Source organism: Bradyrhizobium sp. WYCCWR15520, assembly GCF_056174665.1.
In genome coordinates this window covers 56,943-81,805 of the sequence record NZ_JBWBWM010000022.1, presented here as the reverse complement: position 1 = coordinate 81,805, position 24,863 = coordinate 56,943, and the positions used below count along the sequence as shown (strand labels likewise).

Below are 24,863 nucleotides of genomic sequence, written 5' to 3'. Positions count from 1 at the left end.
CCGGGCCTTCTTCGTCAGCGAGCGCCTGAATATGTCGGGGCTCGAGCGCGGCGATGTCCTCGCCACGATACCGCTTGCGTTTCGCGTCAATGCGAATGGTGTCGCGATTCTGTTCCGCTATGGCGTGGTGGTCCTGATCGGGCTGAATGCGCTGGAAGAGGAGGAGTTCCTGCGCGGCCTGGAACATCGGATGACGGGCAAGCTCGCGCGACGCGACGAGGAAATCGCCATCATCGAGCTGGCTCCGGAAAAGGAAGAGCAGATTCCACCCGGCGGCCCGATCTGCCTGCAGAGCCTTTCGCCCGACCGCTTGATCCTGATCGGTGAGGCGCTGGCGAAGAGCGTCGTTCTGGCGCGGCACGAACGCGAGGTTGCCAGCGTCTTTGATACGACCGAACCGTTCGCGCGGGAACTGGCGCGGAGCGGGCGCATGCGCGGCAGCCGTCGCTCGATCCTGCAAAATATCGGCAACGCGCTTCTGGTGCGGCATCGGGTATCTGGGCCGGTCGAAGTGGAAGAGAAACCCGACGTGCTCTGGGACAAGCCGCATCTCGAGCGCCTGTATGCCCGGCTGGAGGACGAGTACGAACTCAAGGAGCGCGCTGAATCGCTGAACGGCAAGCTCGCCGTGATCGCCGAGAGCGCCCAGGTGTTGACCGATATCATCGACACGCGGCGCTCGCTGCGGCTCGAAGTGATTATCGTGCTCCTGATCCTGTTCGAGGTTCTGGTGACTATCTATCAACTCGCCATGGGGCGGCACACCTGAGCGGGGCCGTTATTGCAGATGGGTCATTCCGGGATGGTCCGTAAGGACCAGACCTCAGGGGCGCAATTGCGCCCCGGGGAATCTCGAGATTCCGGGTTCTCGCTTTCGCGAGCCCCGGAATGACGGGTAGGTCATACTACCGCTTGATCTGCGCCTTCAGCGTATCCTCGACGACGCGGTCGAACGAAGATGTTTTCGGCGCTGCCTTGGCGCGTTGGTCGGCGACGTATTTGTCACGCTTCGCCACCAGTGCAGAAAGCTTTTCGTTGAGCGCCTTGCGCTGGGTCATCTGCTTGTTGACCTCGTCCACGCGCTGCTCGGGCTTCAGCGCGCGCAGATTGTCGGGCAGGTCTTCCTCCTTGATGGCCGAAAGCCTGCTGCGGCCGGCCGTGACGTCGGCGACGAGATCGCCGTCGCCGGTGACGGCTTCCGACGTCACCTTGGAGCGCTTGTTGAGATAGCTTGCCATCTCCGAGGCCTGCGCCGGCGCGGCGGCGGCGACGTCGGACAATTGCTTGGTCTTGCCCTCGGTACGTTTCTGTAGGTGTTTCGGCCCGTAGGGGATCACGGTGCCGTTGATCTCGCGCTGCAGGATGATGATCTCCTCGTCGAACGGCGTTTCGATCAGCACCACTTCGCCGCCGTCCTGCGGGATCGGAATGAAGCGGCCGTTGCCGTTCTGGGCGATGTCGCGCCAGATCCGTGCGGTGTCCTGGGCGTTGCCGGCCAGCACCGCGTTGACGATGATGTCCCTCTGCTTCGCCACCGACAGCGTCACCGGATATTTGGTGTCCTGCGCATAATCCATGTGCGGCGGCGCATCGCCCACCAGGAACACGATCCGCCTGACATCGCCGCCGCTAGTCCACTGCAGCTTGTTGACGGCAACCTCCAGCGCCTCGTTGACGCTCTCCGGCCAGTCGCCGCCGCCGCGCGCCTTCAATTCGAGCAGGTGGGCGTAGAGATCCTGGATGTCGGTGGTGAGGTCGATCTTTTTGGTGACGTAGTCGTCGCCGATGTCGCGATAGGCGACGAGGCCCATGCGGATGTCGGCGTCGGGATTGGAATCGACGACGGCTGTGGCAATTGACCAGATCTTGCGCTTGGCGCCTTCGATCAGGCCGCCCATCGAGCCGGTGGTATCCAGCACGAAAGCGACTTCGACGGCGGGTTTGGCGATGGCTTGCGACAGGCCGGCAGAGAGAGGGAGGGTGGCGAGAGCGAATGCGAGCGAGCGAAGGGTGATGCGTGACTTCATGGATCTCCTCCAGATGTTTCGTCCCCTCGGAACCCAGGTTCCACGGCCTTCGCGGTGGGCTGTGGCCGAAAACAAGGCGGGCCGGGGTCGAAATTGCGGCTGATGGTGCGCTGGTCCGACTGTTGGACGGTCCGAAATCGGTTATGGTTCGAGCGCCATGGAATCATCACCCGCCCGCCACATCAGCCTCGTGCCCGCGCCGGATCGCCGCCAGTCGGAGACGGCGCTCGCGATCGCGCGCGGCACCGCGCGGCTGTTACGATCGCTTGGATTTTCCTGCATCAGCGAACTTCCGCTGCCGTCGGGCCGGCGCGCCGATCTGGTGGCGCTAAACGAGCGCGGCGAAATCTGGATCGTCGAGATCAAGTCGTCGGTGGAAGATCTGCGCGCCGACCAGAAATGGCAGGACTACCGGATGCATTGCGACCGGCTGTTCTTCGCCTTCACGCAGGATCTGCCTTGCGAGATTTTTCCGGAAGGCACCGGCCTGATCATCGCCGATGCCTATGGCGCCCATCTGCAGTGCGAGGCGCCCGAGCACCGTTTGCCGGCGGCCACGCGCAAATCGATGACGGTGCGGTTTGCAATGGCGGCAGCCCAACGCATCAACCGCCTGGTCGATCCGCAGGGGCATAGCGAGTTTTAGACTGCGAAGCGGCCTCGCCGGCGCAAAATCCGCAATCCGAGAGCGTGTCTGCTGGATTCAGCCAATGGGCGCATGAACTGGTTATCCTATCGCGTCTGGCATGATTCTTATGGTGATCGATGATCCGGCTGCCGGATCAACCCTGGCTTTTCGAGAAGGGCATTTGTGGAACCTAACGAAACCTCCGACGTTCTTTTTCGCGAATGAGCAGCGCCGTCGCCCCGGCGCAGCAAGCGCAGACGCCGAGGCGCTGCGCTGCGCTGGTCGGAGGAAACGCTCATGAGGCTCACCCTTTCGGTCATCAAGGCTGACATAGGCTCCGTCGGCGGCCATACCAAACCGTCTACACGGATGATGGCGGCTGTCGAGGGCGAGGTCGCGAAGGCGATCTGCGATGGCTTGCTGATCGACGCCTTCGTCTGCCACACCGGCGACGACATCGCGATCATCATGACGCACACGCGGGGCGAAGGGAGCTCCGAGGTGCATCAACTTGCCTGGAAGGCGTTCCTCGCGGCCACCTCGGTCGCGAAAACCTCCGGGCTTTATGGCGCCGGCCAGGATCTTCTCGTTGACGCACCGTCCGGAAATGTCCGCGGCGCCGGCCCGGGCGTCGCCGAGCTCAGCTTCGACCACAGCCTCTCGGGCACGAGACCTGCGGAGTCCTTCATGGTGTTCGCCGCCGACAAATGCGGCCCCGGCGCCTACAATCTGCCGCTCTATCTCGCCTTTGCCGATCCCATGTATTGCGCCGGGCTGATGCTGCCGCCGATGATCAAGGGGTTCCGTTTCCATGTCATCGACATGGACAACACGGCCGGCGACAGCGTGATCGAACTCGACGCGCCCGCGGATGGCTACCAGATTGTCGCACTGCTCCGCGACAATGAGCGCTTTGGCATTGATCGCATCGTTTCCCGGACCCATGGCGAGGTCGCCGTCGCCGTTTCGGCGCAGCGTCTTCACGCGATCGCAGGCAAGTACACCGGCAAGGACGATCCGGTCGCGATCGTCAGGAACCAGGGAATTTTCCCTGCGCCCGAAGAAATCGTCTCGCCGTTCGCGAAGGCGCACTTCGTAGGCGGCGATGCGCGCGGCTCGCACGTGATGCCGCTGATGCCTGTGCCGCTCAACACACCGGTGACGGGAATGTACTGCCTGCCGATCGTTTCCTGCGCGGGCTTCTCGATCGACAAGGACGGCCGATTCGCGGAGTCCTATACCGATTTCTTCGACAACCCGGCGTGGGACGAGGTCCGCCGGCGCGCCCAGCGCAAGGCAATCGAGATGCGCAGCCAGGGCTGGTCCGGCGCCGCGATGCTGCCCTATTCCGAGCTGGAGTATGGTGGCTTCCGCGACACCGTGTCCTCACTGCTGAAGCGCTTTGAGGTGCGCAAGGAGCCGAAGCCGGAAGCGGCCGAGTAAGGGATCGTCTGCGAGGTGGGTATGGCAAAAAGGCGCATCGGCATTCTCACGGGCGGCGGCGACGTTCCCGGCCTCAACGCAGTCATCAAGAGCGTGACCTATCGCGGCAGCGAGAACGACATCGAGGTCGTCGGCCTCCGCCGTGGCTGGGAGGCCCTCACGCATGTGAACCTCGAGGACCCGGCCTCCAGGTCCCACTACATCATCCCGCTGAACCGTGACAACACGCGCACCATAGACCGCAGCGGCGGCACCGTGCTGCACTCGAGCCGCACCAATCCGTCCAAGATGAAGAAGCTGCCAGATCATCTCGCAGGCCAGGACTTTCCGGCCTCGCTCGGCACCAAGGGCGGCATCGCAACCAGGACGTGGGACGTTACTGGCCAGGTGCTGGCTAATCTCTCGGGGCTCGGCATCGAACATCTGATCGCCATCGGCGGCGACGACACGCTCAGTTACGCATCCAAGCTCAACGACCTCGGCGTCAAAATCATCGCCATTCCGAAGACCATGGACAATGACGTCCGCAACACCGAGTACTGCATCGGCTTCTCGACCGCGATCACCCGCGCCAGCGACGCCATCCAGCGGCAGCGCACCACTGTCGGATCGCACGAGCGCATCGGCATCTTCCGCGTCTTTGGCCGCGATGCCGGATTTACGGCGCTCTACACCGCGTACGCCACCTCGATACGGTGCGTCATACCGGAGTACAAGTTCGATCTCGACAAGCTGATCCAGTTGCTCGTCGAGGAGAAGCGCGCCAACCCAAGCAACTACGCGCTGGTCGTGCTCAGCGAGGGCGCCGCGTGGCAGGGCTACGAGGTGCAGGAATACGGCGAGCCCGATGCCTACGGCCATCGCAAGAAGGCGAGCGTGGCGGAATCGTTCGCCGACGAGATCAAGCGGCGCGTCGGCGAGGAGACGATCACGTCTGACCTCACCTACGACCTGCGATCTGGCAATCCGGACTTCATAGACAAGCTCGTGGCCCTGACTTTCGGTAACATGGCCTATGATGCCATCCTGGAAGGCAAGACCGGCCTCATGTCGGCGCTGGTGGAGGGGCGCTACGACCTCGTGCCCATCCCTGACGCCAAGCTCGGGCCGCGCAAATTGGACGTCGCCAGCACGTACAACACGGAGCGCTACCGCCCCATCTACGGCAATAAGCGAGGGCTGCCGATCTTTCTCAACCGCGCGTCATAGGTACAGGTGGTAACCACCAAGAACGTCTCCTCTGGAGGAGCCTCGGAAGTAGCCCTCGGCCAGATGGATCTGCCGACGCGCAATCAGGGCCTCGTGCCGAGAATGAGGGAGTCAGGCTATGGAGATCGAACGCACTACATTCGGCACCATCACGATTGATGGAAAGACCTATGAACACGACGTGATCATTCGTCTCTCCGGCGAAGTGGCACGGCGGAAGAAGAAGCTGTCGAAGAAGTACTACGGCACCTCGCATGTCCTCTCGAAAGACGAGGCGAAGTTCGTCTACGAGGACGGATGCGAGCAGTTCATCCTTGGCTCGGGCCAGATGGGCAATGTGCACCTATCGCCGGAAGCTGAGACGTATTTTGCGAAAAAGGGTTGCACGGTGCTGTTGCAGCCGACGCCTGAGGCGATTCATACGTTCAACAAATCGCATGCAAAGAAGATCGGCCTCTTCCACATCACCTGCTAGATCGGGCCGGCCGCTCGCACGAGCAAAAGCCCGGGAGCGGTGAAACATCGATTGGTCGCGTGGTCGTGCTTGCTGACCGGAAGCCAATCCGCGTGCGCCCGCCATGTCACTCCTAACGTTTGGCTTGGTCTTCCCAGTCTTCCCACTCTACATCATGGACTTCCAAATAGTGGGAAACGGCTGCGCCGATGGTCGGGAAAAAGCAATTCTCGCCCAGCTGCGCCAATAGTCCGAATTGCTTCAGCTTGTCCTTTACGGGATCCTTGAGTTCGGCAAAACAAAGCTCGATACCCTGTGCGTGTAACGCCTCGTCCAATTCGGCGAGTGTATCGCCGGCAGTGACGTCCACGCTGGTGACCGGCTCGGCGGCAACGACCAGCCAACGTACGGGCGTAGGTGATTTCGCCACCGCGTCCAGCGCGCGCTCCTTGAAAAATTCAGCGTTGGCGAAGAACAGGGGCGCATCCCACCGGAATAGAACCAGCCCGGGGATCTGACGTGCATCCGGATATCTCGTGATATCGTGATAACCTTTCACGCCGTCGGCGCGGCCCAATACGGCGGAGTGCGGGCGCCACCCGTCCCACAGGAACTCGGCAATGGCGATGGCGATTGCCAGACCTATTCCCGGAATCACTCCGAGCACGGCGACGCCGACAAGGCAGACGATCGATAGCCAGAACTCCCACCGCTGAATGCGATAGATCCGCTTGAGATCGGTGATCTCGATCAGGCCGATCGCAGCGGCGATGACGACGGCGGCCAATGCAGCGTTGGGCAAGTGCTGAAGGAGGTTTGGCGCCACCAGCAGAAGGAAGGCGATGGCGAGCGCCCCAACGACACTGGTCAGCTGGGTGCGGGCGCCGGCGGCTTCGGCAACGGGCGTACGTGAACCGCTGCTGCTGATCGGAAAACCTTGAAAAAGTCCGGTTGCCAGATTGGCGGCGCCGAGTCCCACCATCTCCTGGTTGGGATCGACCTTATCGCCCAATCGTGCGGCATATGCCCGCGAGAGCACGCTGGTGTCAGCAAAAGATACCATGGCGACCGCGCAACCGCCGATCAGCACCGGGATCACGTCGGCGGGGCCGATCCAGGGAATGGCGAGACCCGGCAGACCCGGCGCAAGGGGACCCAGAACCGTCACGCCGTAATGCGTCGCAAGATCCAGCGCCGCGACGGCGGCCGTTGCCCCGACGACTGCAATCAGGATGACTGGCAGTCGCTTGTATCCCTGAAGCAGCAGGATAGCCGCCAACGTGCCGAGCCCGATCCCGGCGGCTGCCCAATTGGTCTTTCCATCAAGGATGGCGCGGGCGATCGCCCATAAGCTCCGCAAAGGTCCGTCGCTCTCGATCGAGAAGCCGAACAGCTTCGGCAGTTGGCTGATCAATACGGTCAACGCAATTCCGTTCATGTAGCCGTAGCGTATCGGCTTCGAAAGAAGTTCGGTCACAAAGCCGAGGCGCGCGACGCCTGCCAGAATGCATATCGTCCCGGAAACGATTGCCATCATGGCGGCCAAGGTTACGGCGCGGACGGGATCGCCACCCGACAACGGAACGACAACGCCAAGGATGATAGCTGCAAGCGCCGAGTCCGGTCCCAGGACGAGGATGCGGCTTGGGCCGAACAACGCGTAGACAAGGAGCGGTATGATCGTTGCGTACAGACCGTAGATGCCGGGCAAGCCCGAGGCCTCCGCATAGGCAATGCCAACGGGGATCAGCATGGCTGCGAGCACGAGCCCGGCAAGTACATCGTGCCTAAGCCACGCCGCTTCATATCGACGAAGGGTGTCGAGACCTGGCAACCAGCGCATCCAATGCTTCATTGCCGGTCACTCCGAACCCGGCCGGGCTCGCTAGCTTGGGTAGCGACTGCGATTAGCCCAGCCAGAATACAGTCGAGGCTGTTGCACCCCGCGGCAAGCGAAAAAATATGATCCGCTAAGGGTCAACCGTTGCCGGCAATGCAATCGGAGGGCCGCCTTTTGCCTGTGGACGATCAGGTGGCGCGCTGACGAATCTACCGCGGCGCGCGCTTCGCGAGAATCCGCTGCAAGGTGCGGCGGTGCATGTTGAGCCGCCGCGCGGTTTCGGAGACGTTGCGGTTGCACATCTCATAGATGCGCTGGATGTGCTCCCAGCGCACACGATCGGCCGACATCGGGTTCGACGGTAGTTCCGATTTCTCGGTGCCGCTGGCGAGCAGCGCGGCGACGACGTCGTCGGCGTCCGCCGGCTTCGAGAGATAATCCACCGCGCCCATCTTCACCGCCGTGACGGCAGTTGCGATGTTGCCGTAGCCGGTCAGCACGATGGTGCGCGCGTCGGGACGCTTGCGCTTGAGTGCCGACACCACGTCGAGCCCGTTGCCGTCGCCGAGTCGCAGATCCACCACCGCGAAAGCCGGCGCGGCCTTGTTGATCTGCGCCAACCCGTCGGACACGGTGTCGCAGGACGTCACCGCGAAGCCGCGGGTTTCCATTGCGCGCGACAGACGTTCCAGAAACGGCTTGTCATCCTCCACGATCAACAGCGAGCGGTCGGCGAGATCGTTCAGTTCGGCGATGGCGTTCAAGTCGGGTTCCCCCGGTTGCGGAGCTTATGAACCATATGGCGTGACAATATAGCACTGCCAAGGCCCTCCAAAGTCGACCGGTTCGCTTTCCCCATGCTTGGCACGGGCCTAATCCGCTGGCCCGGCAGCACTTTCCTCGGTTTCGAAGCGGGCGCGGGGCCAGGCGATCTGCACCACGGCGCCGTGATCGGGAAAGGTCCGGTTGGAGAAGGAAACCTTGGCGCCGGTCCGTTCCAGCAGCGTGCGGGCGATGAACACGCCCAGGCCGAGGCCAGCACGCGCGCTGTGGGTCTCATCGGCACTGCGACGCCTTGATAAATAGGGTTCCCCGATCCGATTGAGCATATCGGGCGCGATGCCCGGGCCGTCATCGGAAATGATGATTTCGACCGTATCCGCGTTCCACCAGGCGTTAACCTCGACCGTGGTCCGTGCAAAATCGACCGCATTTTCCAGGATGTTGCCGACACCATAAAGGATCGCCGGGTTCCGGGCACCGACCGGCTCGCGCGTGGCTGCGACAGCAAGCCGCACCTTGATCGCGACGCCGAAGTCGCGATGCGGCGCCACCGCTTCCTCGATCAGCGTCGACAGCGGCATCAGGTCGAACGGCGCCCCGGACGAGGAGAGCTGAGTGAGCTTGGCCAGGATGTCGCGACAGCGTTGCGCCTGCTCGCGCAGGGTCTTGAGGTCGGAGGCGAGCTGGCCGTTGCCCTCGATCGTCTTTTCCAATTCCCGCGAAATCAGAAAAATCGTCGACAGGGGCGTGCCGAGTTCGTGCGCGGCGGCAGCCGCGAGCCCGTCGAGCTGGGTCAGATGCTGCTCGCGCGTCAGCACCAGTTCGGTCGCGGCCAGCGCATCGGAAAGCTTTCGCGCCTCCTCGGCCGCCTGAAACGCATAGAGCGAGGTGACGCCGATCGCGAGCACGATCGAAAGCCAGACACCGAACAGGTAGATCGGCGGCAGCACCAGCGGATCGTCGCTGTCCCAGGGCAACGGCAGGTGGAAGAACACCAGCGCCGAGGCGCAGGCGACCGCGAGCAGGCCGAGCCCGATCGTCAGCCGGATCGGCAGCACCGTCGCCGAGATCAGGACCGGCCCGAGGAACAGGAATGAAAACGGGTTCTGCAAGCCACCGGTCAGGAACAAGAGCGCGGCCAGTTCGACGATATTGAGCGCGAGCAGCGCCGCCGCATGGAGCGGATCCAGCCGCTGCATCGGGTTGAAGGCCACCTGCAGCGCGAGATTGAGCAGCGCCGAGACGCCGACAACGGCGACGCAGGCAATGACGGGAAAGTCGAACTCCAGCCCATGCGCCACGATAAAGATCGCGGTGAGCTGGCCGAGCGCCGCCAGCCAGCGCAGCCGGAGTATCGTATCGAGGCGGACATAGCGGTGCGGCAGGCGGAAGTCGGAGGCTGCAACGTCGGACATGGCTGGAGTTTAGCCGTGCGGGGCAGCGATCACAAATTGGCGCGTGACCCAATACTCTTTCGGTCATGGCCCGGCATAGCCGTCCGAAGGACGGCGTCGCTACCGCTTGCCCGTGGCCCCGGCCATCCATGTGTTTCTTGCGACGGCACCGGGAAGACGTGGATGCCCGGGAGCGCAGACAAGTTTACGTAGTCTGCGCCAGGCAGACGACTATGCCCGGGCATGACGACCTTATATGACGGGCCTCACTTGCGCTCACTCCCGCAATGGCTCAATGAACGTCCCGTAATGGTCGATAGCGAGACAGTGCCAGCGCCGTCGCCCGCGGCCGGGCCGCAAGGTCCTGCCGCGATCGAGGTCGCGCATCTCATAAAACTCTACAAGACCACCCGGGCGGTGGATGACATCTCGTTCCGGATCGCGCGCGGCAGCGTCACCGGGCTGCTCGGCGGCAATGGCGCCGGCAAGACCACGACGATCGCGATGATCATGGGGCTGGTGCTGCCGACCTCGGGGCGCGTCCAGGTGCTGGGACACGCGATGCCGGAGCAAAGCGCCGAGGTGCTCGGCCGCATGAATTTCGAAAGCCCCTATGTCGACATGCCGATGCGGCTCACGGTGCGGCAGAACCTCAGCATCTTTGGCCGGCTCTATGCGGTGAAGAATCTCGCCGAGCGCATCGAACAGCTCGCGGTCGACCTCGATCTGAAGGATTTCCTCGATCGCGCCAACGGAAAACTGTCGGCCGGACAGAAGACCCGCGTCGCGCTGGCGAAGGCGCTGATCAACCAGCCGGAGCTGCTGTTGCTTGACGAGCCGACCGCCTCGCTCGATCCCGACACCGCCGACTGGGTGCGGCAACATTTGCAGAACTATCGCAAGACCCATGACGCCACGATTCTGCTGGCGTCGCACAACATGCTGGAAGTGGAGCGGCTGTGCGACCGCGTCATCATCATGAAGCGCGGCCGCATCGAGGATGACGATAGCCCCGACCAGATCATGGCGCGCTACAACCGCACCACGCTGGAAGACGTGTTTCTCGACGTCGCGCGCGGCCGGGTGGTGGAGGGAGCGCCATGAGCGAGAGCGTCGCCCATTACGGAATCTCCTGGCATCGCATCCAGGCGATGGTGCTGCGCTATTGGTATCTCCTGATGTCGTCCTGGCCGCGGCTCTTGGAGCTGATCTACTGGCCGGTGCTGCAGATCATCACCTGGGGCTTTCTGCAGAACTACATCTCGCAGAACGACGGTTTCTTTGCGCGCGCCGGCGGCACGCTGATCGGCGCCGTGATCCTGTGGGACATCCTGTTCCGCGGTCAGCTCGGCTTTTCGATCTCGTTCCTCGAGGAGATGTGGGCGCGCAACATCGGCAATCTGATGATGAGCCCGCTAAAGCCGATCGAGTTTCTGATCTCGCTGATGGTCATGAGCCTGGTCCGGCTTGCGATCGGCGTCATCCCGATGACGCTGCTGGCGCTGTTTTTCTTCGACTTCAACTTCTTCGCGATCGGCCTGCCGCTGATCGCGTTCTTCTGCAATTTGATCTTCACGAGCTGGTCGATTGGGATCTTTGTGTCGGGCCTGGTGCTGCGCAACGGGTTAGGGGCCGAAAGCATCGTCTGGACGCTGATGTTCGGCCTGATGCCGCTCGCCTGCGTCTATTACCCGGTCTCGGTGCTGCCGGACTGGCTGCAATGGATCGCCTGGACGCTGCCGCCCACCTATGTGTTCGAGGGCATGCGTGCGCTTCTCATTAATCAAACCTTCAGGAGCGACCTGATGGTCTGGTCGCTTGCCATCAATGCGGTGCTGTTCATTGCCTCCTTTGCGATCTTTGTTGCCCTTTTGCGCAGTGCCAAACATCACGGATCGCTGCTCGGGGGTGGCGAATAAGTCACTATCCTGGTGGATTCCGCAGCTTTTTAGCCTGTGTAGTACGTAGATATACTTATCGATACATTGACGCTTAATTTCGCATTTGGCAGCATGCTGCGGCGCAAAACAGAGGTCAGAATAGATGCCGATTGGTGAGTTTGGCGGCGCACCGCCGCTGGTGGCCGAAGGCAGTCCGGCGTTCACGACGCCGATGTACTGGATGTACGAAATGGGCCATGCGTCGCTCAACCCGGCACGCGCCGTGACCGACGCCACCAAGATCCTGTTTCAAAACCCGCTTAATCCCTGGTCGCATACCGAATTCGGCAAATCGATCGCCGCCGCCTGCGAATTGTTCGAGCGGACCACCCGCCGATACGGCAAGCCCGAATGGGGGCTCGACTTCACCGAGGTCAACGGCGTCCGTACGCCGGTCGAGGTCCGCTCGATCTGGGAAAAGCCGTTCTGCCGTCTCCTGCATTTCGATCGCAAGCTGACGCGGCCGTTGCGCAACCCCCAGCCGCGCGTACTGATCGTGGCGCCCATGTCCGGGCATTACGCGACACTGTTGCGCGGCACGGTCGAGGCGTTCCTGCCGACGCATGAAGTCTACATCACCGACTGGACGGATGCGCGCATGGTTCCTCTCACCGAGGGCCGCTTCGATCTCGACGACTATGTCGATTACGTCATCGAGATGCTGCACGTACTCGGCGGCAACATGCATGTGATCGCGGTGTGCCAGCCTTCGGTGCCGGTGGTGGCGGCTGTTTCCGTGATGGAAGCGGCGCGCGATCCGTTCGTGCCGCTGTCGATGACCCTGATGGGCGGCCCGATCGATACCCGCCGTAACCCGACCTCGGTGAACAACCTCGCGGCCGAGCGCGGCATCGACTGGTTCCGCAACCATGTCATCACCAAGGTGCCGTTCCCGCATCCCGGCGTGATGCGCGACGTCTACCCGGGCTTTTTGCAGTTGTCCGGCTTCATCACCATGAATCTCGACCGCCACACCGACGCGCACAAGGCGCTGTTCAACAACCTGGTGAAGGGCGACGGCGACATGGTCGATAAGCACCGCGAATTCTATGACGAATACCTCGCGGTGATGGATTTGACGGCTGAGTATTACCTGCAGACCGTCGACGTCGTGTTCGTCAAGCACGCGCTGCCCAAGGGCGAGATGTCCCATCGCGGCAAGCCGGTCGATCCGTCGAAGATCCACCGCGTGGCGCTGATGACGGTGGAAGGCGAGAAAGACGACATCTCCGGCCTCGGTCAGACCGAAGCGACGCACGCGCTGTGCCCCCACATTCCCGATCATCGCCGTGTGCACTACGTGCAAAAGGGCGTCGGACATTACGGTGTGTTCAACGGATCGCGATTCCGTTCCGAAATCGTGCCGCGCATCTCCGATTTCATGATGTTAGCGGCGAATACCAACGTGTCAGCGGCCACTAAGAAGCCAACACTGGTCCGTGCGGCTGAATAGTGTGCCCAGCGGCCTCGCTTCCGAGCCGCCGATAAGCTGCTGAATAGATTCAAACATTCCAGATTCCGGTCGAATCAAGGGGTGAGTTCAGACTCACTTCTTGAGGCCGTTTCGGACGTCGGTTAGACCCCCGGTTCCATCCAAAAAATCCGGTTCCAGGCCCATCCTGTAGAGGCTTTTTGGCCGACAGCCCCTGTATATTGGGCAAATGATTTGTTTTTGCGCCGAGCGATTTAGATGAGATTCCCTTGGCAGCGGATATGGCAGAATCCGGGCGAACTCCTGCTCCCCGGACTCCAAGACATGGCTACTCGCGCCCTCCTTTATCGGCGGCCCGCCGAACCCGCGACCCTTTTGGTCAAACACGGCTCGCAATTCTTTGCGATTCGGCTGCGCCGGCATCGCCGGGCGCGGCGTTACACCTTGCGAATTCATCCGACGGATCGCGAAGCGATCCTGACCATGCCGCCGCGTGGCACACTGGTTGAAGCGCGAGACTTCGCACAGATTCACGGCGGCTGGATCGCCGCCCGTCTCGGTCGTCTGCCGAAGGCCGCGCCGTTTCAATCCGGCACGATCGTACCGTTGCGTGGCGTTCCGCATCGCCTGGTGCATCGCGCCGGCGAGCGCGGCACGGTGTGGACCGAAACCCGCGACAGCGGCGAGAAGATTCTATGCGTCGCCGGCGGCTCCGAGCATATGGACCGGCGCGTCCACGACTTTCTCAAGCGCGAGGCGCGCAAGGACCTCAACAAGGCATCGCTCGCCTATGCAGCGGAACTTGGCGTGCGGGTCAGGCGGGTGTCGATCCGCGATCAGTCGAGCCGTTGGGGCTCGTGCACCTCAGCCGGATCGCTGTCGTATTCCTGGCGGCTGATCCTCGCGCCGCCCTACGTGCTGGACTATCTCGCCGCCCATGAGGTCGCGCACCTTGTCGAGATGAACCACTCGCCGCGGTTCTGGCGGGTGGTCGGCCGCATCTGCGACCATGTCGACCGCGCCAAGCGCTGGCTCGATACCTACGGCAACGACCTGCACCGTTACGGGGTCGAGGATTAGGTCATTGAATCGTAGCCCGGGTGGAGCGAAGCGAAACCCGGGTACGGTCTCACTAGCGGATAAACTGTTCCCGGATTGCGCGGAGCCTGTCATCGGGCGCGCGTTCGCGCGACCCGTTGGCTCCATCCGGGCTACAGGCCACGAGTCATCTTCCAAACAGCCGATCCACCAGCCAGCCATCGAGTCCCGCGGCTGCCTCCGGCCGCGCATTTGGATTGGGCGGCGGCGCGGAGCTGCGCGCCGGCGCTGGCCGATACGAACCGCCCTGCGGCGGTGATGGCGGCGGCGCGGCACCGGCCTGCGACGCGGTCTGGAACAGGCTCGACATGAAGCCGCCGCGTTGCGAACTCGGCAGGCCCGCGACCGGAACGCCCTGATGCGCCGTGCGCATGAAGCGGGTCCACACTTCCACCGGCAGGCCGCCGCCGGTCGCTTTCTTGGTCGGCGAGTTGTCGTCGTTGCCGAGCCAGACGCCGGTGACGAGATTGGCCGTGTAGCCGATGAACCAGGCGTCACGGAAATCCTGGCTGGTGCCAGTCTTGCCGGCAGCCATCCAGCCCGGAATCTCGGCCCTGCGCGCGGTGCCCGACAGCAACGTTTCCTGCATCATCGTATTCATCATCGCGGCATGGCGCGGCTCGATCACCTGGCCGAGCTGGTCGGGCTGTCGCGCATACAGCAGCTTGCCTTCATTGGTCCGGATCTTGGTCACCACATACGGGGAGATGCCGAGCCCGCCATTGGCGAATGGCGCATAGGCTCCGACCAGCTCAATAACTGAGACTTCCGAGGTGCCGAGCGCGATCGAGGGATTGGCCTCGAGCTTCGATGAAATGCCGAGCCGGTGCGCGGTCCGCACCACGTTCTTCGGCCCGACCTCGAGCCCCAGCCGCACTGCGACCGTGTTGAGCGACATCGCAAGCGCCTGCGTCAGCGTCACCGCGCCGAAATATTCATGGGTGTAGTTCTCGGGCCGCCAGCCCTTCAGATCGAGCGGGGCGTCCTGCCGGATTGTCTCCGGCGTCAGCCCGCCTTCGATCGCGGTCAGATAGATGAACGGTTTGAACGCCGAGCCTGGCTGGCGCTTGGCCGTGACCGCGCGGTTATATTGGCTCTCGGCATAGTTCCGGCCGCCGACCATGGCGCGCACCGCGCCGTCGGGCGTCATCGCCACCAGCGCACCCTGCGTGACGTTGAATTTCACGCTCTTGGCCGCCAGTTCGTCGATGATGGCGGCTTCCGCCACACTCTGCAGCTTCGGATCGATCGTGGTCTCGACCACGATGCTCTGGTCGATCTGGCCGACGAGGTCGTCGAGCACTTCGCCGATCCAGTCGGCGACGTAGTTGACGGTGCCGGCGCCGGCCGGCTTCACCTTGTAGGAGGGATGGCCGATCGAGGCCTTGGCCTGGGCGTCCGTGATGAATTTGGCCTCCGCCATCGCCGCGAGTACGATGCCGGCCCGCGCTTCCGCGCCTTCCGGGTTGCGGTTCGGCGCCAGCCGCGATGGTGACTTGACGAGGCCGGCCAGCATCGCGGCTTCCGCGACCGTGACGTTCTTTGCCGACTTGCCGAAATACCGCTGCGAAGCGGCTTCCACACCATAGGCGCCGGAGCCGAAATAAACACGGTTAAGGTAGAGTTCGAGAATTTCGTTCTTGGAATGCTTGCGCTCCAGCCATAGCGCCAGCTCCACTTCCTGCAGCTTGCGCGCCATCGTCCGTTCCTGGGTCAGGAACAGGTTTTTGGCGAGCTGCTGCGTTAGCGTCGAGCCGCCCTGTGAGACGCCGCGATGCAGGATGTTGGTGACCGCCGCGCGCGCGATGCCGACGGGATCGATGCCGTAATGCGAATAGAAGCGGCGGTCCTCGATGGCGATGAACGCTTTCGGCAAAAACGGCGGCAGATCCTTCAGCGCGACATTGGAGCCGGGCGCTTCGCCGCGCGAGGCCAGCACGCTGCCGTCGAGGCCGACGATCTGGATGGTCGGCGGGCGCTTTGGGATTTCCAGGGACTGGATCGCCGGCAGATGCGCGCCGACCCAGACCACGACGCCGATGATGGCGATCGCCGCCCACAGGCCCAGCACCGCGCCCCAATAGACCAGCCGGCCGAACCTGAAGCGGCGTTTCGAGCGCCGCTTGGCGCCGCTTTTGGCCGCGCGGGCTTTGCGCTCGCGCGGCGGCTCGTCGTCGTCCTCGTCGTGCTTGCGCTTCGGCACTGGCTTTTTCGGCTTGTCTTCTTCGTCGGTGGCGTCCGGAATGCGGTCCGCGGGCGACAGACGCAGGTCCGCGAGCGCTGCCGGAAGCCCGAACAGCGGCTCCTTGCGTCCGCCGCTCATTTTCCGTCCCCACGCCATGACAAACGCCGTTCACACCCGTCCTGCTTCACGCTAGCGGTGGCTGTTTAAGGGTCGGTTACGGAAAGGTTAATGCGGGATTAGGAGGTGCGGCGGGACCATACTAGGATCGACGCAAACGACAGTGTTTTCAGGGGAAATCTGCATGGGCCACATCGATCCCACGAGGGAAGTTTTCGCGCAATTCCGGGCCAACGACCGGCCGGGTCCGATCCACATGCTTAACCTGGTCCGGCTGCGCGAGCAGGCCGCCTATCCCGACGGTCGCAAGGCGACCGGTGCGGAAGCCTATGCCGCCTATGGCCGGGAAAGCGGTCCGGTGTTCGAACGGCTCGGCGGCCGCATCGTGTGGCAGGGCAGGTTCGAGCTGATGCTGATCGGACCCGAGGCCGAGCGCTGGGATCATTGCTTCATCGCCGAATATCCCAGCGTCGCCGCGTTTGCCGAAATGATCCGCGATCCCGTCTATCGCGAGGCGGTCAAGCACCGCCAGGCCGCAGTCGAGGGCTCCCGCCTGATCCGCCACGCCGTGCTGCCGGTCGGCAGGACGTTCGGGGAGATCCCGGAGTGACCCTCTTGTCATGGCCGGGCTTGACCCGGCCATCCATCAGGCGAAGCATCTCATGAAGAGTGATGGATTGCCGGGTCAAGCCCGGCAATGACGACGTGCAAAAAATCGGCGGCCCCTAGGGGCCGCCGATCGCTTCTTTCCGCCGATCGTTTCGATTGGGTCGCAAGCCTAGCCCGCGGGACCCTTGTCCTCAAGGATCGGGCCGAACATTTCCCAACGCTCGCCGTTGAACCGCATCATCTGCAACTGCTTGTTGACGCGATAATCGTCCGACGACGTGTTGGCTGTGATGCCTGGCAGCAGGAGATCAAGCTGAACGTTCTTGAGGCTGGTCGCCTGCTTCATGACGTTCTCGCGTGTGAGATTGTCGCCGCACTGCTTGAGCACGTGAATCAGGAGTTGCGTGGTCATGTAGCCATAGGAATTGAAGCTCGAATCCTTGTCGCCCTCTGGATAGTACTTCGCCATGAACTCGAAATACTTCTTCATGCCCGGATCGTCCTTCCAGGTGGGATCGAGCGGATCCTTGCCGTAGTTGACGCTGATCACGCCCTTGGAGGCTTCGAGCCCTGCCGGCTTCATGACGGCGCCGACCGAGGTGGCGTTGATGTCGAGGATGTGCACCGGCTTCCAGTTGAGCTCGTAAATCTTCTTGATCGCCTGCGCCGCCTGCTTTGGTGTGGTCGCCGAGAAGAACAGGTCCGCGCCGGCGTCCTTGATCTTGAGGATCTGCGAATCGATGGTCGGGTCAGAGACTTCGTAGGAAGCTTCCGCCACGATCATCTTCGCCGCCTTGTCGCCGAGGCCGGCCTTGATGCCGTTCAAATAATCCTTGCCGAGATCGTCGTTCTGGTAGAGCACGCCGATCTTTGCATTCGGATGTTCCTTGATGATGTACTGGCCGTAGATGCGACCCTCGACGAAGTAGTTGGGGTTGAAGCCCATGGTCCAGGGAAAGTTCTTCGGGTCGGTGAACTTCGAGGCGCCGGTGGCGGCGAACAGCTGCGGCACCTTCTTGCTGTTGAGATATTTCTGCACGGCTGCGTTCGAGGGCGTACCGAGCAGCTGGAAGGTGAGCAGCACTTCGTCGCTTTCCACGAGCTTGCGCACCTGCTCGACCGCTTTCGGCGGCGAGTAGGCGTCGTCATACTGGATCAAATTGATCTTGCGGCCGTTCACACCGCCCTGATCGTTGATCATCTTGATATAAGCGGCCTGGGTCTTGCCGATGGTGGCATAGGCGGAGGCCGGTCCGCTGAATGGATTGGTCTGGCCGATCTTGATCTCGGTATCGCTCGCGCCGGTGTCGTATTTTTTCTGCGCGGACGCCGCGGAGACCGATAGCGCAAATGCGAGCGCCGTGCCGATGGCCAGATGGAAAATACTCTTCTTCATTATACTGCGTTCCTCGTGTGTTTATGATTGAGCGTGATCTTGCCTTGGCCTGCTCGGCCGCGCATGTCGTCGCTGCCACAATAGTGGCGGATGACATGTTGCAATGCAAGGCATCCAAAAGTGAATGATTCGGCATCGGGTTCCGCCCTGCTCAAAATGAATCCACTATTTGCGTCAGCCGTAAAATGATGCGCCGCGCAGGGGCGAGGGCGTTACAGGTCTCAAAACAGAAGCCGCCGGCGTTGTGACACCGGCGGCTTCGTTTCTGTTCCAGGCAGTTTGCTAGCCGGCAGGGCCGGCATCCTCGATGATCGGCCCGAACAGTTCCCAGCGCTCGCCGTTGAACTTCATCATCTGCATCTGCTTGTTGATGCGATAGTCGGTCGGCGAGGTGTTGGTGACCATGCCTGGCAGCGACAGGCTGCCGCTGAAGTTCTTCAAGCTGGTCGCCTGCTTCATGATGTTTTCACGCGTGAGGTTGTCGCCGCATTGCCGCAGGATATGCACCAGTAGTTCCGCAGTCGAATAGCCATACGTGTTGACGGTGTTGAGCTTGTCGCCCTCCGGGTAATATTTATCCATGAAGGCGAAATAGGCCTTTATGCCAGGATCATCCTTCCACTGCGGATCGCCGGGGTCCTTGCCATAGTTGGTCGAGATGATGTCCTTGGAGATGTCGAGACCGGCAGGCTTGAGCGTCGCCGAGACCGGGCTCGCATTGATGTCGAGGATATGGACCGGCTTCCAGCCGAGGTCGGCGACTTTCTTGATCGCCTGTGCCGCGAATTTCGGTGTCGAGGCGTCGTAGAGCAGGTCGGCACCTGCAGCCTTCAGCTTGACGATCTGCGAGTCGATGGTCGGGTCGGTCAGTTCATAGGAGGTTTCGGCGACGATCATGGACGCCGCTTTGGCGCCAAGCGCTTCCTTCAGGCCGGTTAGGTAGTCACGGCCGAGATCGTCATTCTGATAGAGGATGCCGATCTTGGCGTTGGGATGGTTCTTCAGAATGTACTGGCCGTAGATGCGCCCCTCGGACTGGTAGTTGGGATTGAAGCCCATCGTCCACGGAAAATTCTTCGGGTCGGTAAACTTCGACGCGCCGGTCGCGGCCAGGAGCTGCGGCACCTTCTTGCCGTTGAGATATTTCTGCACGGCGGCGTTCGAGGGCGTGCCGATGATCTGGAAGGTCAGCAGCACCTCGTCGCTTTCGACCAGCTTGCGCACCTGCTCGACCGCCTTGGGCGGTGAATAGGCGTCGTCATACTGGATCAGGTTGACCTTGCGGCCGTTAATGCCGCCCTGCTCGTTGATCATCCGCATATAGGCGGCTTGCGTCTTGCCGATGCCGGCATAGGCAGACGCAGGGCCCGAGAACGGAACGGTCTGGCCGATCTTGATTTCGGTGTCGCTTGCGCCAGTATCGTATTTCTTCTGCGCACTTGCAGATGTCGCCGATAGCGCGATCGCAACCGCCGCGCCTGCAAGCAGGTGAAGAATGCCACTTCTCATATCGCTGCCTCCGTTGTGTTGACCGATGATCGTGTCCGGTCATCGGTTCGGATGGCCAGCCGTCATCGTTACCGGGGAGTGTGGCGGAACGGATTTGGCAACGCAAGGCAGTGACGAAAAGGTGAGCTTCTCACGCCAGCCAGAGCAGGATCAGGGCGAGCGCCGCGGGGGCCGCCTGTACATAGAGGATCCTGCGGCTGACGGTAGCCGCGCCATAGGCGCCGGCCACGATCACGCACAGCAGGAAGAATACTTTGATCTGGAACGCGAAGGCCGGATTGGGATGAAACAGGCCCCAGGCGAGGCCGGCTGCGAGGAAGCCGTTATACAGGCCCTGATTGGCGGCCAGCACCTTGGAGTCCCCGGCCTTCTCGATTGTGTTGCGGAAGACCTTCAGGCCCAGCGGCTTGTCCCAGAGAAACATCTCCAGCACGAGAAAGAACACATGCAGCGCGGCCACCACCGCGACCAGAGCGTTAGCGATGAAGATCATGTTGCGGTCCCCCAACCGGCAGCGGAATTCGGGTGGACGCTAGCACGCCACGGGTGAAAAATGCGCCATGCCCCGCGGATATTCTTAGGGAATGATGATGCCCGAGCACTTCAGCCTCGACCACCTGCCGACGCCGATCGGGACCGCGCTCTTGGTCACCGACGCGGATGGCCTGCTCCGCGCGCTCGATTGGGAAGACTATGAGCCGCGCATGATGCAATTGCTGCGGCTGCATTATGGTGCGGTGAATTTGAACGATGCGCGGGCGCCACGCGATCTACGTGCTGCCTTGACCGGCTATTTCAACGGCGACCTTGATCGCCTCGCTGCGATCGAATGGCGCGTTGCCGGCACGCCATTCCAGCAGAAGATCTGGCACGCACTGCCGAAGATCGCGGCGGGGACGACGATGAGCTACGGCGCGCTCGCTGCCAAGCTCCGGATGCCGCGCGCCGTCCGCGCCGTCGGCCACGCCAATGGTTCGAATCCGATCAGCGTGGTGCTGCCCTGCCACCGCCTGATCGGCGCCAACGGCTCGCTGGTGAAGTACGGCGGCGGGCTCGAGCGCAAGCGCTGGCTGCTCAAGCATGAGGGCGTGGAGATCTGATGCTCCGGAACAAGAAGGGCGGATCGGCCGGGCGCATTGAACTTGCGCTCGGGGGGCTCCGCCGTTCAGGTCAATCGCGCTCACGGGGAGCGTTTCGCATGTCCCGCAATATATAGATGAACACAATCAACAGGGGTCCCCATGCCAGCAGCGCGCCGATCAGCATTGCATTCACCGTCGCCAACATAGTTCCTCCGCGCTTATCGGCTGGAGCAGTAGTCGCTGCGGCCCGCAGGTGCCGGCACCTGGTACAGCCATTTCCAATAGGTCCGGTTGCGCTCCAGTTGACGCCTGTAGATGTCGCGGCACTTCGCCGAGCAAAACTGCTGGAAGTACCAGCTACGCCGGACCAGCCCGAAGGGGCGCTTGCATTCCGGATTTCCGCAACAATTATTCATGACGCGACCTCCGCATTCGCACGCCGTATCCAGCGGATGAAATTCTCGTGACCTTTGTCGAGACAGAAGCGTCCGCAATAGCGTTCGCGTCCTGGATTTCGCAGAGCAATGATCTTGGGTTCTTCGCAGTCACATTCGGAGCAACGCGGTTCCATACGCATGGCGACCTCCTTCTGAGGAATTGCCACTTGCCGAACTAAAATGTGTGATGCTTTGTGTCCTCCGTTCCTCGAAGGACATGCGAAGTCTTGCGCCGTCACTGGATTATCTTCAATTCGTCTAGATGTTTGGCGCGGTCATCCTTACGTATGAATGGCTCGCGCGCGCAGGGTCCGTTCATCTGGTTGCGGACTGGCGGTTTGACGCCAGCGCGGCTTCGAGGCACTGGATCAGTGTTTCCCCATCGAACGGTTTGCTCAAGAAACAGGTCGCTCCCGCCTTCATGGCGCGGTCGCGGTCGCTTTCGACCGAAAAGGCCGTGACGAAGATGAACGGAAATTTGCGTCCGGTGGCGAGCAAATGAGCCTGCAGGTCGAGCCCGCTCATGGCGGGCATTCTGATATCCGTTATCACGCATGACGTATCATTCAGACGCGGCGATCGCAGGAATTCCTCGGCCGACGCAAATGTATTCACGACGTAGCCGAGCGACCGCACGAGATTGTGGGTCGCGGCGCGAACCGATCCGTCATCGTCGATGATTGATATGATCGGGTTGGACAAGGCAATCCTTTGCCGAGACGACCAGAGGATGTGTTTTGCTGTGCCGCCGCGTTGGGGAAGAGTGCGCTGCAAATCAGGGCGGGAAAATCATACTTAGGTTTGCGGCTGGCCGGATGCGGGCCCGATCCCGAGCAGCTCGGCCATCCTCACCAGGTCAGGCAGCGACTTCGCCCCCATTTTCCGCATGATGTGCCCGCGATGTATCTTCACGGTGATCTCGGCCAGGCCAATTTCGGCTGCAATCTGCTTGTTCATGAGCCCCGTCGTAACGAGCGCCATCACCTGCCGCTCCCGGGGAGTGAGGGTCGCGAAGAGCTCCTGCAGGTTTGAGAGAACCTTCGCCTCATCGCGGCTGTTGCGGTCGCGTTCGATTGCCGCGGTTACGGCATCCAGCATGTCCTGATCGCGGAACGGCTTGGTCAGAAAATCGACGGCCCCGGCCTTCATGGCGCGGACCGTCATCGGAATATCGCCGTGACCCGTCATGAAGATGATCGGGATCTGAATGTCGGCCTTGGCGAGTTCGGCCTGGAAGTCGAGACCGCTCAGGCGGGGCAGCCTGATATCGAGGATCAGGCAACTGGGGACGTTCGGAAGCTTGCATTGCAGAAACTCGTGAGCCGAGCCGAACGCCTCGACGCGCAATCCCACTGACCGGAAGAGGCTGCTCAGTGCCTCACGTACCGACGCATCGTCGTCGATGACGAAGACGATCGGCTCCTCGGCGCTTGCGAGGGAAGGCGATGCCCGGCGTCCGGTCATGGCGTACCCTCCTGATCCAGTGGCAGGGTGAAGTGGAATGTCGCGCCAGGGCCGGCATTTCCAGACGCGGACAGCCGACCGCCGTGAGCGTCGACGATGGAGCGGCAGATCGACAGGCCCATTCCCATGCCGCCGGATTTGGTGGTGAAGAAGGCGTCGAACAGCCGGTCAGCATTCTCGGTGGCGAGCCCGACGCCGCAATCCTTCACCGTCACCATGATTTGCCGGCCCCCGCCATGGCATGTCCGGATCACCAGTTCCCGCGGCCGGTCCATAACCGGCTGCATGGCCTCGATGCCGTTGATGACCAGGTTCAGGATAACTTGTTGCAACTGGACCCGATCGGCGACGACCAGGGGGAGCGCGGAGGAGAGTTCCAGCCGCAACCATATCCGGTGGTTGAGCAGCTCATGCTGCACCAGGCTGATGACCTCGTTGATGACATCGTTGACGTTGAGGGGCGCTTTCTGATCGGGAGCGTTGTTCACCAGCGCGCGGACGCGCTGGATCACTTCGCCGGCCCGATTGCCGTCCTTGATGATCGACTCCAGGGTCCCGCGCGCTTCCTTCAGGTCGGGAGGATCGCGGTCGAGCCAGCGCCGGCATGCCGCAGCATTGGTGACGACGGCGGCGAGCGGCTGGTTCACCTCGTGCGCAATCGAGGCGGCAAGTTCGCCGAGAGCCGTTACGCGCGTGACATGTGCGAGGGTCGCCTGCGCTTCCTGCAATTCCATCTCGGCTCGCTTGCGGGCCGTGACATCGGTCACCGCTCCAACAAATTCCATTTCGCCCGACGCATCTGTTACGGCATGCGCGGTGGCATGGACATGTTTGACCGAGCCGTCGGGCATCAGCAATCGATATCCGTGCGCAAAGTCCTTTCCGTCGCGGGACGCGCGGTCGATGGTCTGTTCCACGCGCGCGCGATCGTCTGGATGAACGCGCTGGAAGACGGTGGCGTGCTTGATGGAGGGGGCCTTGTCGTAGCCGAACATTCGGAATGTTTCTTCCGACCAGATGATTTCGCCGCTGGCGACACGCCAGCCGAAGCTGCCTGTGCGGCTCAATCGCTGGGCTTCGGCCAGATACATTTCACTCTGCCGCAAGGCATTTTCAGCCTCCTTGCGTTCGGTGATGTCCTCGCACGCGATCAGCACGATCAGTTGATTGTCAAGCCGCACGGCCTTGGCGTTTTCACGAACCCAGAGCGACGAGCCGTCCTTGCGAACCTTGCAGATTTCCCAACTGTGGGTCTGGCCGATATTCTCCAGGCATACGGCAACATTGCTCTGGGCGGCGCGTTGCTCTTCGGCAGGAAAGACCCTCAGTACGGATTTTCCAAGCAATTCGCTGACGGAGTAGCCAAGCTGTGCGGCGCCGAACGTGTTGACGGACAGCACGGTCCCCGTCGCATCGACCATGAAGTACATCACCGGGTTATGCTCGAAGACCTCCTTCCATTGCGCCTCGCTGTGGCGCAGCGTCTCGATCGCGTGCGCTTCGGCACTCATTCGGCCCTGAAGCATGGCTTCCATCTTCCGGCGGGTGCGGCTTACCAGGCCCATCATGATCAACGAGGCGGCAAGCGAAGCGATCAGCAGCACGAGGGCGGCAAAATAAGGGACGGACATCGGGACCGGACCGAGCAGCAGCCAGATACCGGCTACCGTGCCCAACGCCAGCGCCATGCTGCCGAGCAGCCATTGCTCGGCCGAGCGCCAGGACTTTATCGTCGGCTTCCGGATCATCAGCACTGACGCTCGGCCTTCCCGAGCGGCGCTGCGTCGCTAGGTGTTCGCAATCATCAGCGGCGACA

22 protein-coding genes and 1 pseudogene are annotated in these 24,863 nt (G+C 62.1%); 11 read left to right on the top strand and 12 right to left on the bottom strand.

What is annotated here, in order from left to right; translation table 11 throughout:
- Window positions 1-31 precede the first annotated feature (31 nt).
- Window positions 32-769: an RMD1 family protein gene (locus AC0QUY_RS24890; RefSeq protein WP_475388906.1), complete on the top strand. Its 738-nt coding sequence runs from the start codon at window positions 32-34 to the stop codon at window positions 767-769.
- 136 nt (window positions 770-905) lie between these two features.
- Here AC0QUY_RS24890 and AC0QUY_RS24885 read toward each other — a convergent pair whose 3' ends face one another.
- Entirely contained in the window at window positions 906-2,027 is a 1,122-nt protein-coding gene (locus AC0QUY_RS24885; RefSeq protein WP_475388852.1) for a vWA domain-containing protein, read from the bottom strand.
- Window positions 2,028-2,184: 157 nt separating this feature from the next.
- Between AC0QUY_RS24885 and AC0QUY_RS24880 the strand changes: the two genes are divergently transcribed.
- The 4 genes from AC0QUY_RS24880 (at window position 2,185) to AC0QUY_RS24865 (ending at window position 5,782) form a co-directional block, all read left to right on the top strand.
- Window positions 2,185-2,673 (top strand): MmcB family DNA repair protein, encoded by a 489-nt coding sequence (locus AC0QUY_RS24880; RefSeq protein WP_475388851.1) that lies wholly within the window; start codon window positions 2,185-2,187, stop codon window positions 2,671-2,673.
- 279 nt (window positions 2,674-2,952) lie between these two features.
- Window positions 2,953-4,098, top strand: coding sequence for a fructose 1,6-bisphosphatase (locus AC0QUY_RS24875; protein ID WP_475388850.1), 1,146 nt, complete (start codon window positions 2,953-2,955; stop codon window positions 4,096-4,098).
- A 21-nt stretch (window positions 4,099-4,119) separates the two neighbouring features.
- Entirely contained in the window at window positions 4,120-5,307 is a 1,188-nt protein-coding gene (locus AC0QUY_RS24870) for a 6-phosphofructokinase (RefSeq protein ID WP_475388849.1), read from the top strand.
- A gap of 118 nt (window positions 5,308-5,425) precedes the next feature.
- Window positions 5,426-5,782: an Mth938-like domain-containing protein gene (locus tag AC0QUY_RS24865; protein ID WP_475388847.1), complete on the top strand. Its 357-nt coding sequence runs from the start codon at window positions 5,426-5,428 to the stop codon at window positions 5,780-5,782.
- A 112-nt stretch (window positions 5,783-5,894) separates the two neighbouring features.
- Here the strand turns inward: AC0QUY_RS24865 and AC0QUY_RS24860 are convergent, their stop codons facing one another.
- The 3 genes from AC0QUY_RS24860 to AC0QUY_RS24850 form a co-directional block, all read right to left on the bottom strand.
- Window positions 5,895-7,616 (bottom strand): SulP family inorganic anion transporter, encoded by a 1,722-nt coding sequence (locus AC0QUY_RS24860; protein WP_475388846.1) that lies wholly within the window; start codon window positions 7,614-7,616, stop codon window positions 5,895-5,897.
- A 194-nt stretch (window positions 7,617-7,810) separates the two neighbouring features.
- Window positions 7,811-8,365, bottom strand: coding sequence for an ActR/PrrA/RegA family redox response regulator transcription factor (locus AC0QUY_RS24855; RefSeq protein ID WP_057852373.1), 555 nt, complete (start codon window positions 8,363-8,365; stop codon window positions 7,811-7,813).
- Window positions 8,366-8,473: 108 nt separating this feature from the next.
- Window positions 8,474-9,799 (bottom strand): ActS/PrrB/RegB family redox-sensitive histidine kinase, encoded by a 1,326-nt coding sequence (locus tag AC0QUY_RS24850; protein ID WP_161851204.1) that lies wholly within the window; start codon window positions 9,797-9,799, stop codon window positions 8,474-8,476.
- A gap of 288 nt (window positions 9,800-10,087) precedes the next feature.
- Here AC0QUY_RS24850 and AC0QUY_RS24845 point away from each other — a divergent pair, with 288 nt between their 5' ends.
- The 4 genes and pseudogenes from AC0QUY_RS24845 to AC0QUY_RS24830 all read left to right on the top strand — a co-directional run bounded on the left by AC0QUY_RS24845 (window position 10,088) and on the right by AC0QUY_RS24830 (window position 14,230).
- Window positions 10,088-10,882, top strand: coding sequence for an ABC transporter ATP-binding protein (locus AC0QUY_RS24845; RefSeq protein ID WP_475388845.1), 795 nt, complete (start codon window positions 10,088-10,090; stop codon window positions 10,880-10,882).
- Entirely contained in the window at window positions 10,879-11,697 is an 819-nt protein-coding gene (locus AC0QUY_RS24840) for an ABC transporter permease (RefSeq protein ID WP_475388843.1), read from the top strand. Before AC0QUY_RS24845 ends, AC0QUY_RS24840 begins: the two co-directional genes overlap by 4 nt.
- 124 nt (window positions 11,698-11,821) lie before the next feature.
- A complete protein-coding gene (locus tag AC0QUY_RS24835; protein ID WP_475388842.1) occupies window positions 11,822-13,171 on the top strand; it encodes a polyhydroxyalkanoate depolymerase in 1,350 nt (449 codons plus the stop codon).
- A gap of 208 nt (window positions 13,172-13,379) precedes the next feature.
- Window positions 13,380-14,230 (top strand): annotated as a pseudogene (locus tag AC0QUY_RS24830) (M48 family metallopeptidase).
- A gap of 145 nt (window positions 14,231-14,375) precedes the next feature.
- Here the strand turns inward: AC0QUY_RS24830 and AC0QUY_RS24825 are convergent.
- Window positions 14,376-16,589, bottom strand: a complete 2,214-nt coding sequence (locus AC0QUY_RS24825; protein ID WP_475388841.1) for a transglycosylase domain-containing protein — start codon at window positions 16,587-16,589, stop codon at window positions 14,376-14,378.
- A gap of 145 nt (window positions 16,590-16,734) precedes the next feature.
- On the opposite strand from AC0QUY_RS24825, the gene AC0QUY_RS24820 reads away from it, so the two are divergent.
- The gene (locus tag AC0QUY_RS24820) at window positions 16,735-17,160 is read left to right on the top strand and encodes a DUF1330 domain-containing protein (RefSeq protein WP_475388840.1); all 426 of its coding nucleotides are present in this window, start codon (window positions 16,735-16,737) and stop codon (window positions 17,158-17,160) included.
- Between the two features lie 168 nt (window positions 17,161-17,328).
- On the opposite strand, the gene AC0QUY_RS24815 is transcribed toward AC0QUY_RS24820, so the two are convergent.
- The 3 genes from AC0QUY_RS24815 to AC0QUY_RS24805 all read right to left on the bottom strand — a co-directional run bounded on the left by AC0QUY_RS24815 (window position 17,329) and on the right by AC0QUY_RS24805 (window position 20,557).
- Window positions 17,329-18,555, bottom strand: a complete 1,227-nt coding sequence (locus AC0QUY_RS24815) for an ABC transporter substrate-binding protein (RefSeq protein ID WP_475388839.1) — start codon at window positions 18,553-18,555, stop codon at window positions 17,329-17,331.
- 282 nt (window positions 18,556-18,837) lie between these two features.
- Window positions 18,838-20,064, bottom strand: a complete 1,227-nt coding sequence (locus tag AC0QUY_RS24810; protein WP_475388837.1) for an ABC transporter substrate-binding protein — start codon at window positions 20,062-20,064, stop codon at window positions 18,838-18,840.
- A gap of 130 nt (window positions 20,065-20,194) precedes the next feature.
- On the bottom strand, window positions 20,195-20,557 hold the full coding sequence (locus tag AC0QUY_RS24805) for a DUF1304 domain-containing protein (protein ID WP_475388836.1): 363 nt from the start codon (window positions 20,555-20,557) through the stop codon (window positions 20,195-20,197).
- A 97-nt stretch (window positions 20,558-20,654) separates the two neighbouring features.
- Here AC0QUY_RS24805 and AC0QUY_RS24800 point away from each other — a divergent pair, with 97 nt between their 5' ends.
- On the top strand, window positions 20,655-21,164 hold the full coding sequence (locus AC0QUY_RS24800) for a methylated-DNA--[protein]-cysteine S-methyltransferase (protein ID WP_246738504.1): 510 nt from the start codon (window positions 20,655-20,657) through the stop codon (window positions 21,162-21,164).
- 200 nt (window positions 21,165-21,364) lie between these two features.
- On the opposite strand, the gene AC0QUY_RS24795 is transcribed toward AC0QUY_RS24800, so the two are convergent.
- From AC0QUY_RS24795 to AC0QUY_RS24780, 4 genes are all read right to left on the bottom strand, one after another.
- Window positions 21,365-21,562 (bottom strand): hypothetical protein, encoded by a 198-nt coding sequence (locus AC0QUY_RS24795; RefSeq protein WP_475388834.1) that lies wholly within the window; start codon window positions 21,560-21,562, stop codon window positions 21,365-21,367.
- A gap of 336 nt (window positions 21,563-21,898) precedes the next feature.
- Complete coding sequence (locus AC0QUY_RS24790; protein WP_246738505.1) at window positions 21,899-22,285, bottom strand: response regulator transcription factor; 387 nt, start codon at window positions 22,283-22,285, stop codon at window positions 21,899-21,901.
- A gap of 93 nt (window positions 22,286-22,378) precedes the next feature.
- Window positions 22,379-23,047: a response regulator transcription factor gene (locus tag AC0QUY_RS24785; RefSeq protein ID WP_475388833.1), complete on the bottom strand. Its 669-nt coding sequence runs from the start codon at window positions 23,045-23,047 to the stop codon at window positions 22,379-22,381.
- Window positions 23,044-24,795: a PAS domain-containing sensor histidine kinase gene (locus tag AC0QUY_RS24780; protein WP_475388832.1), complete on the bottom strand. Its 1,752-nt coding sequence runs from the start codon at window positions 24,793-24,795 to the stop codon at window positions 23,044-23,046. Before AC0QUY_RS24780 ends, AC0QUY_RS24785 begins: the two co-directional genes overlap by 4 nt.
- Window positions 24,796-24,863: the final 68 nt, after the last annotated feature.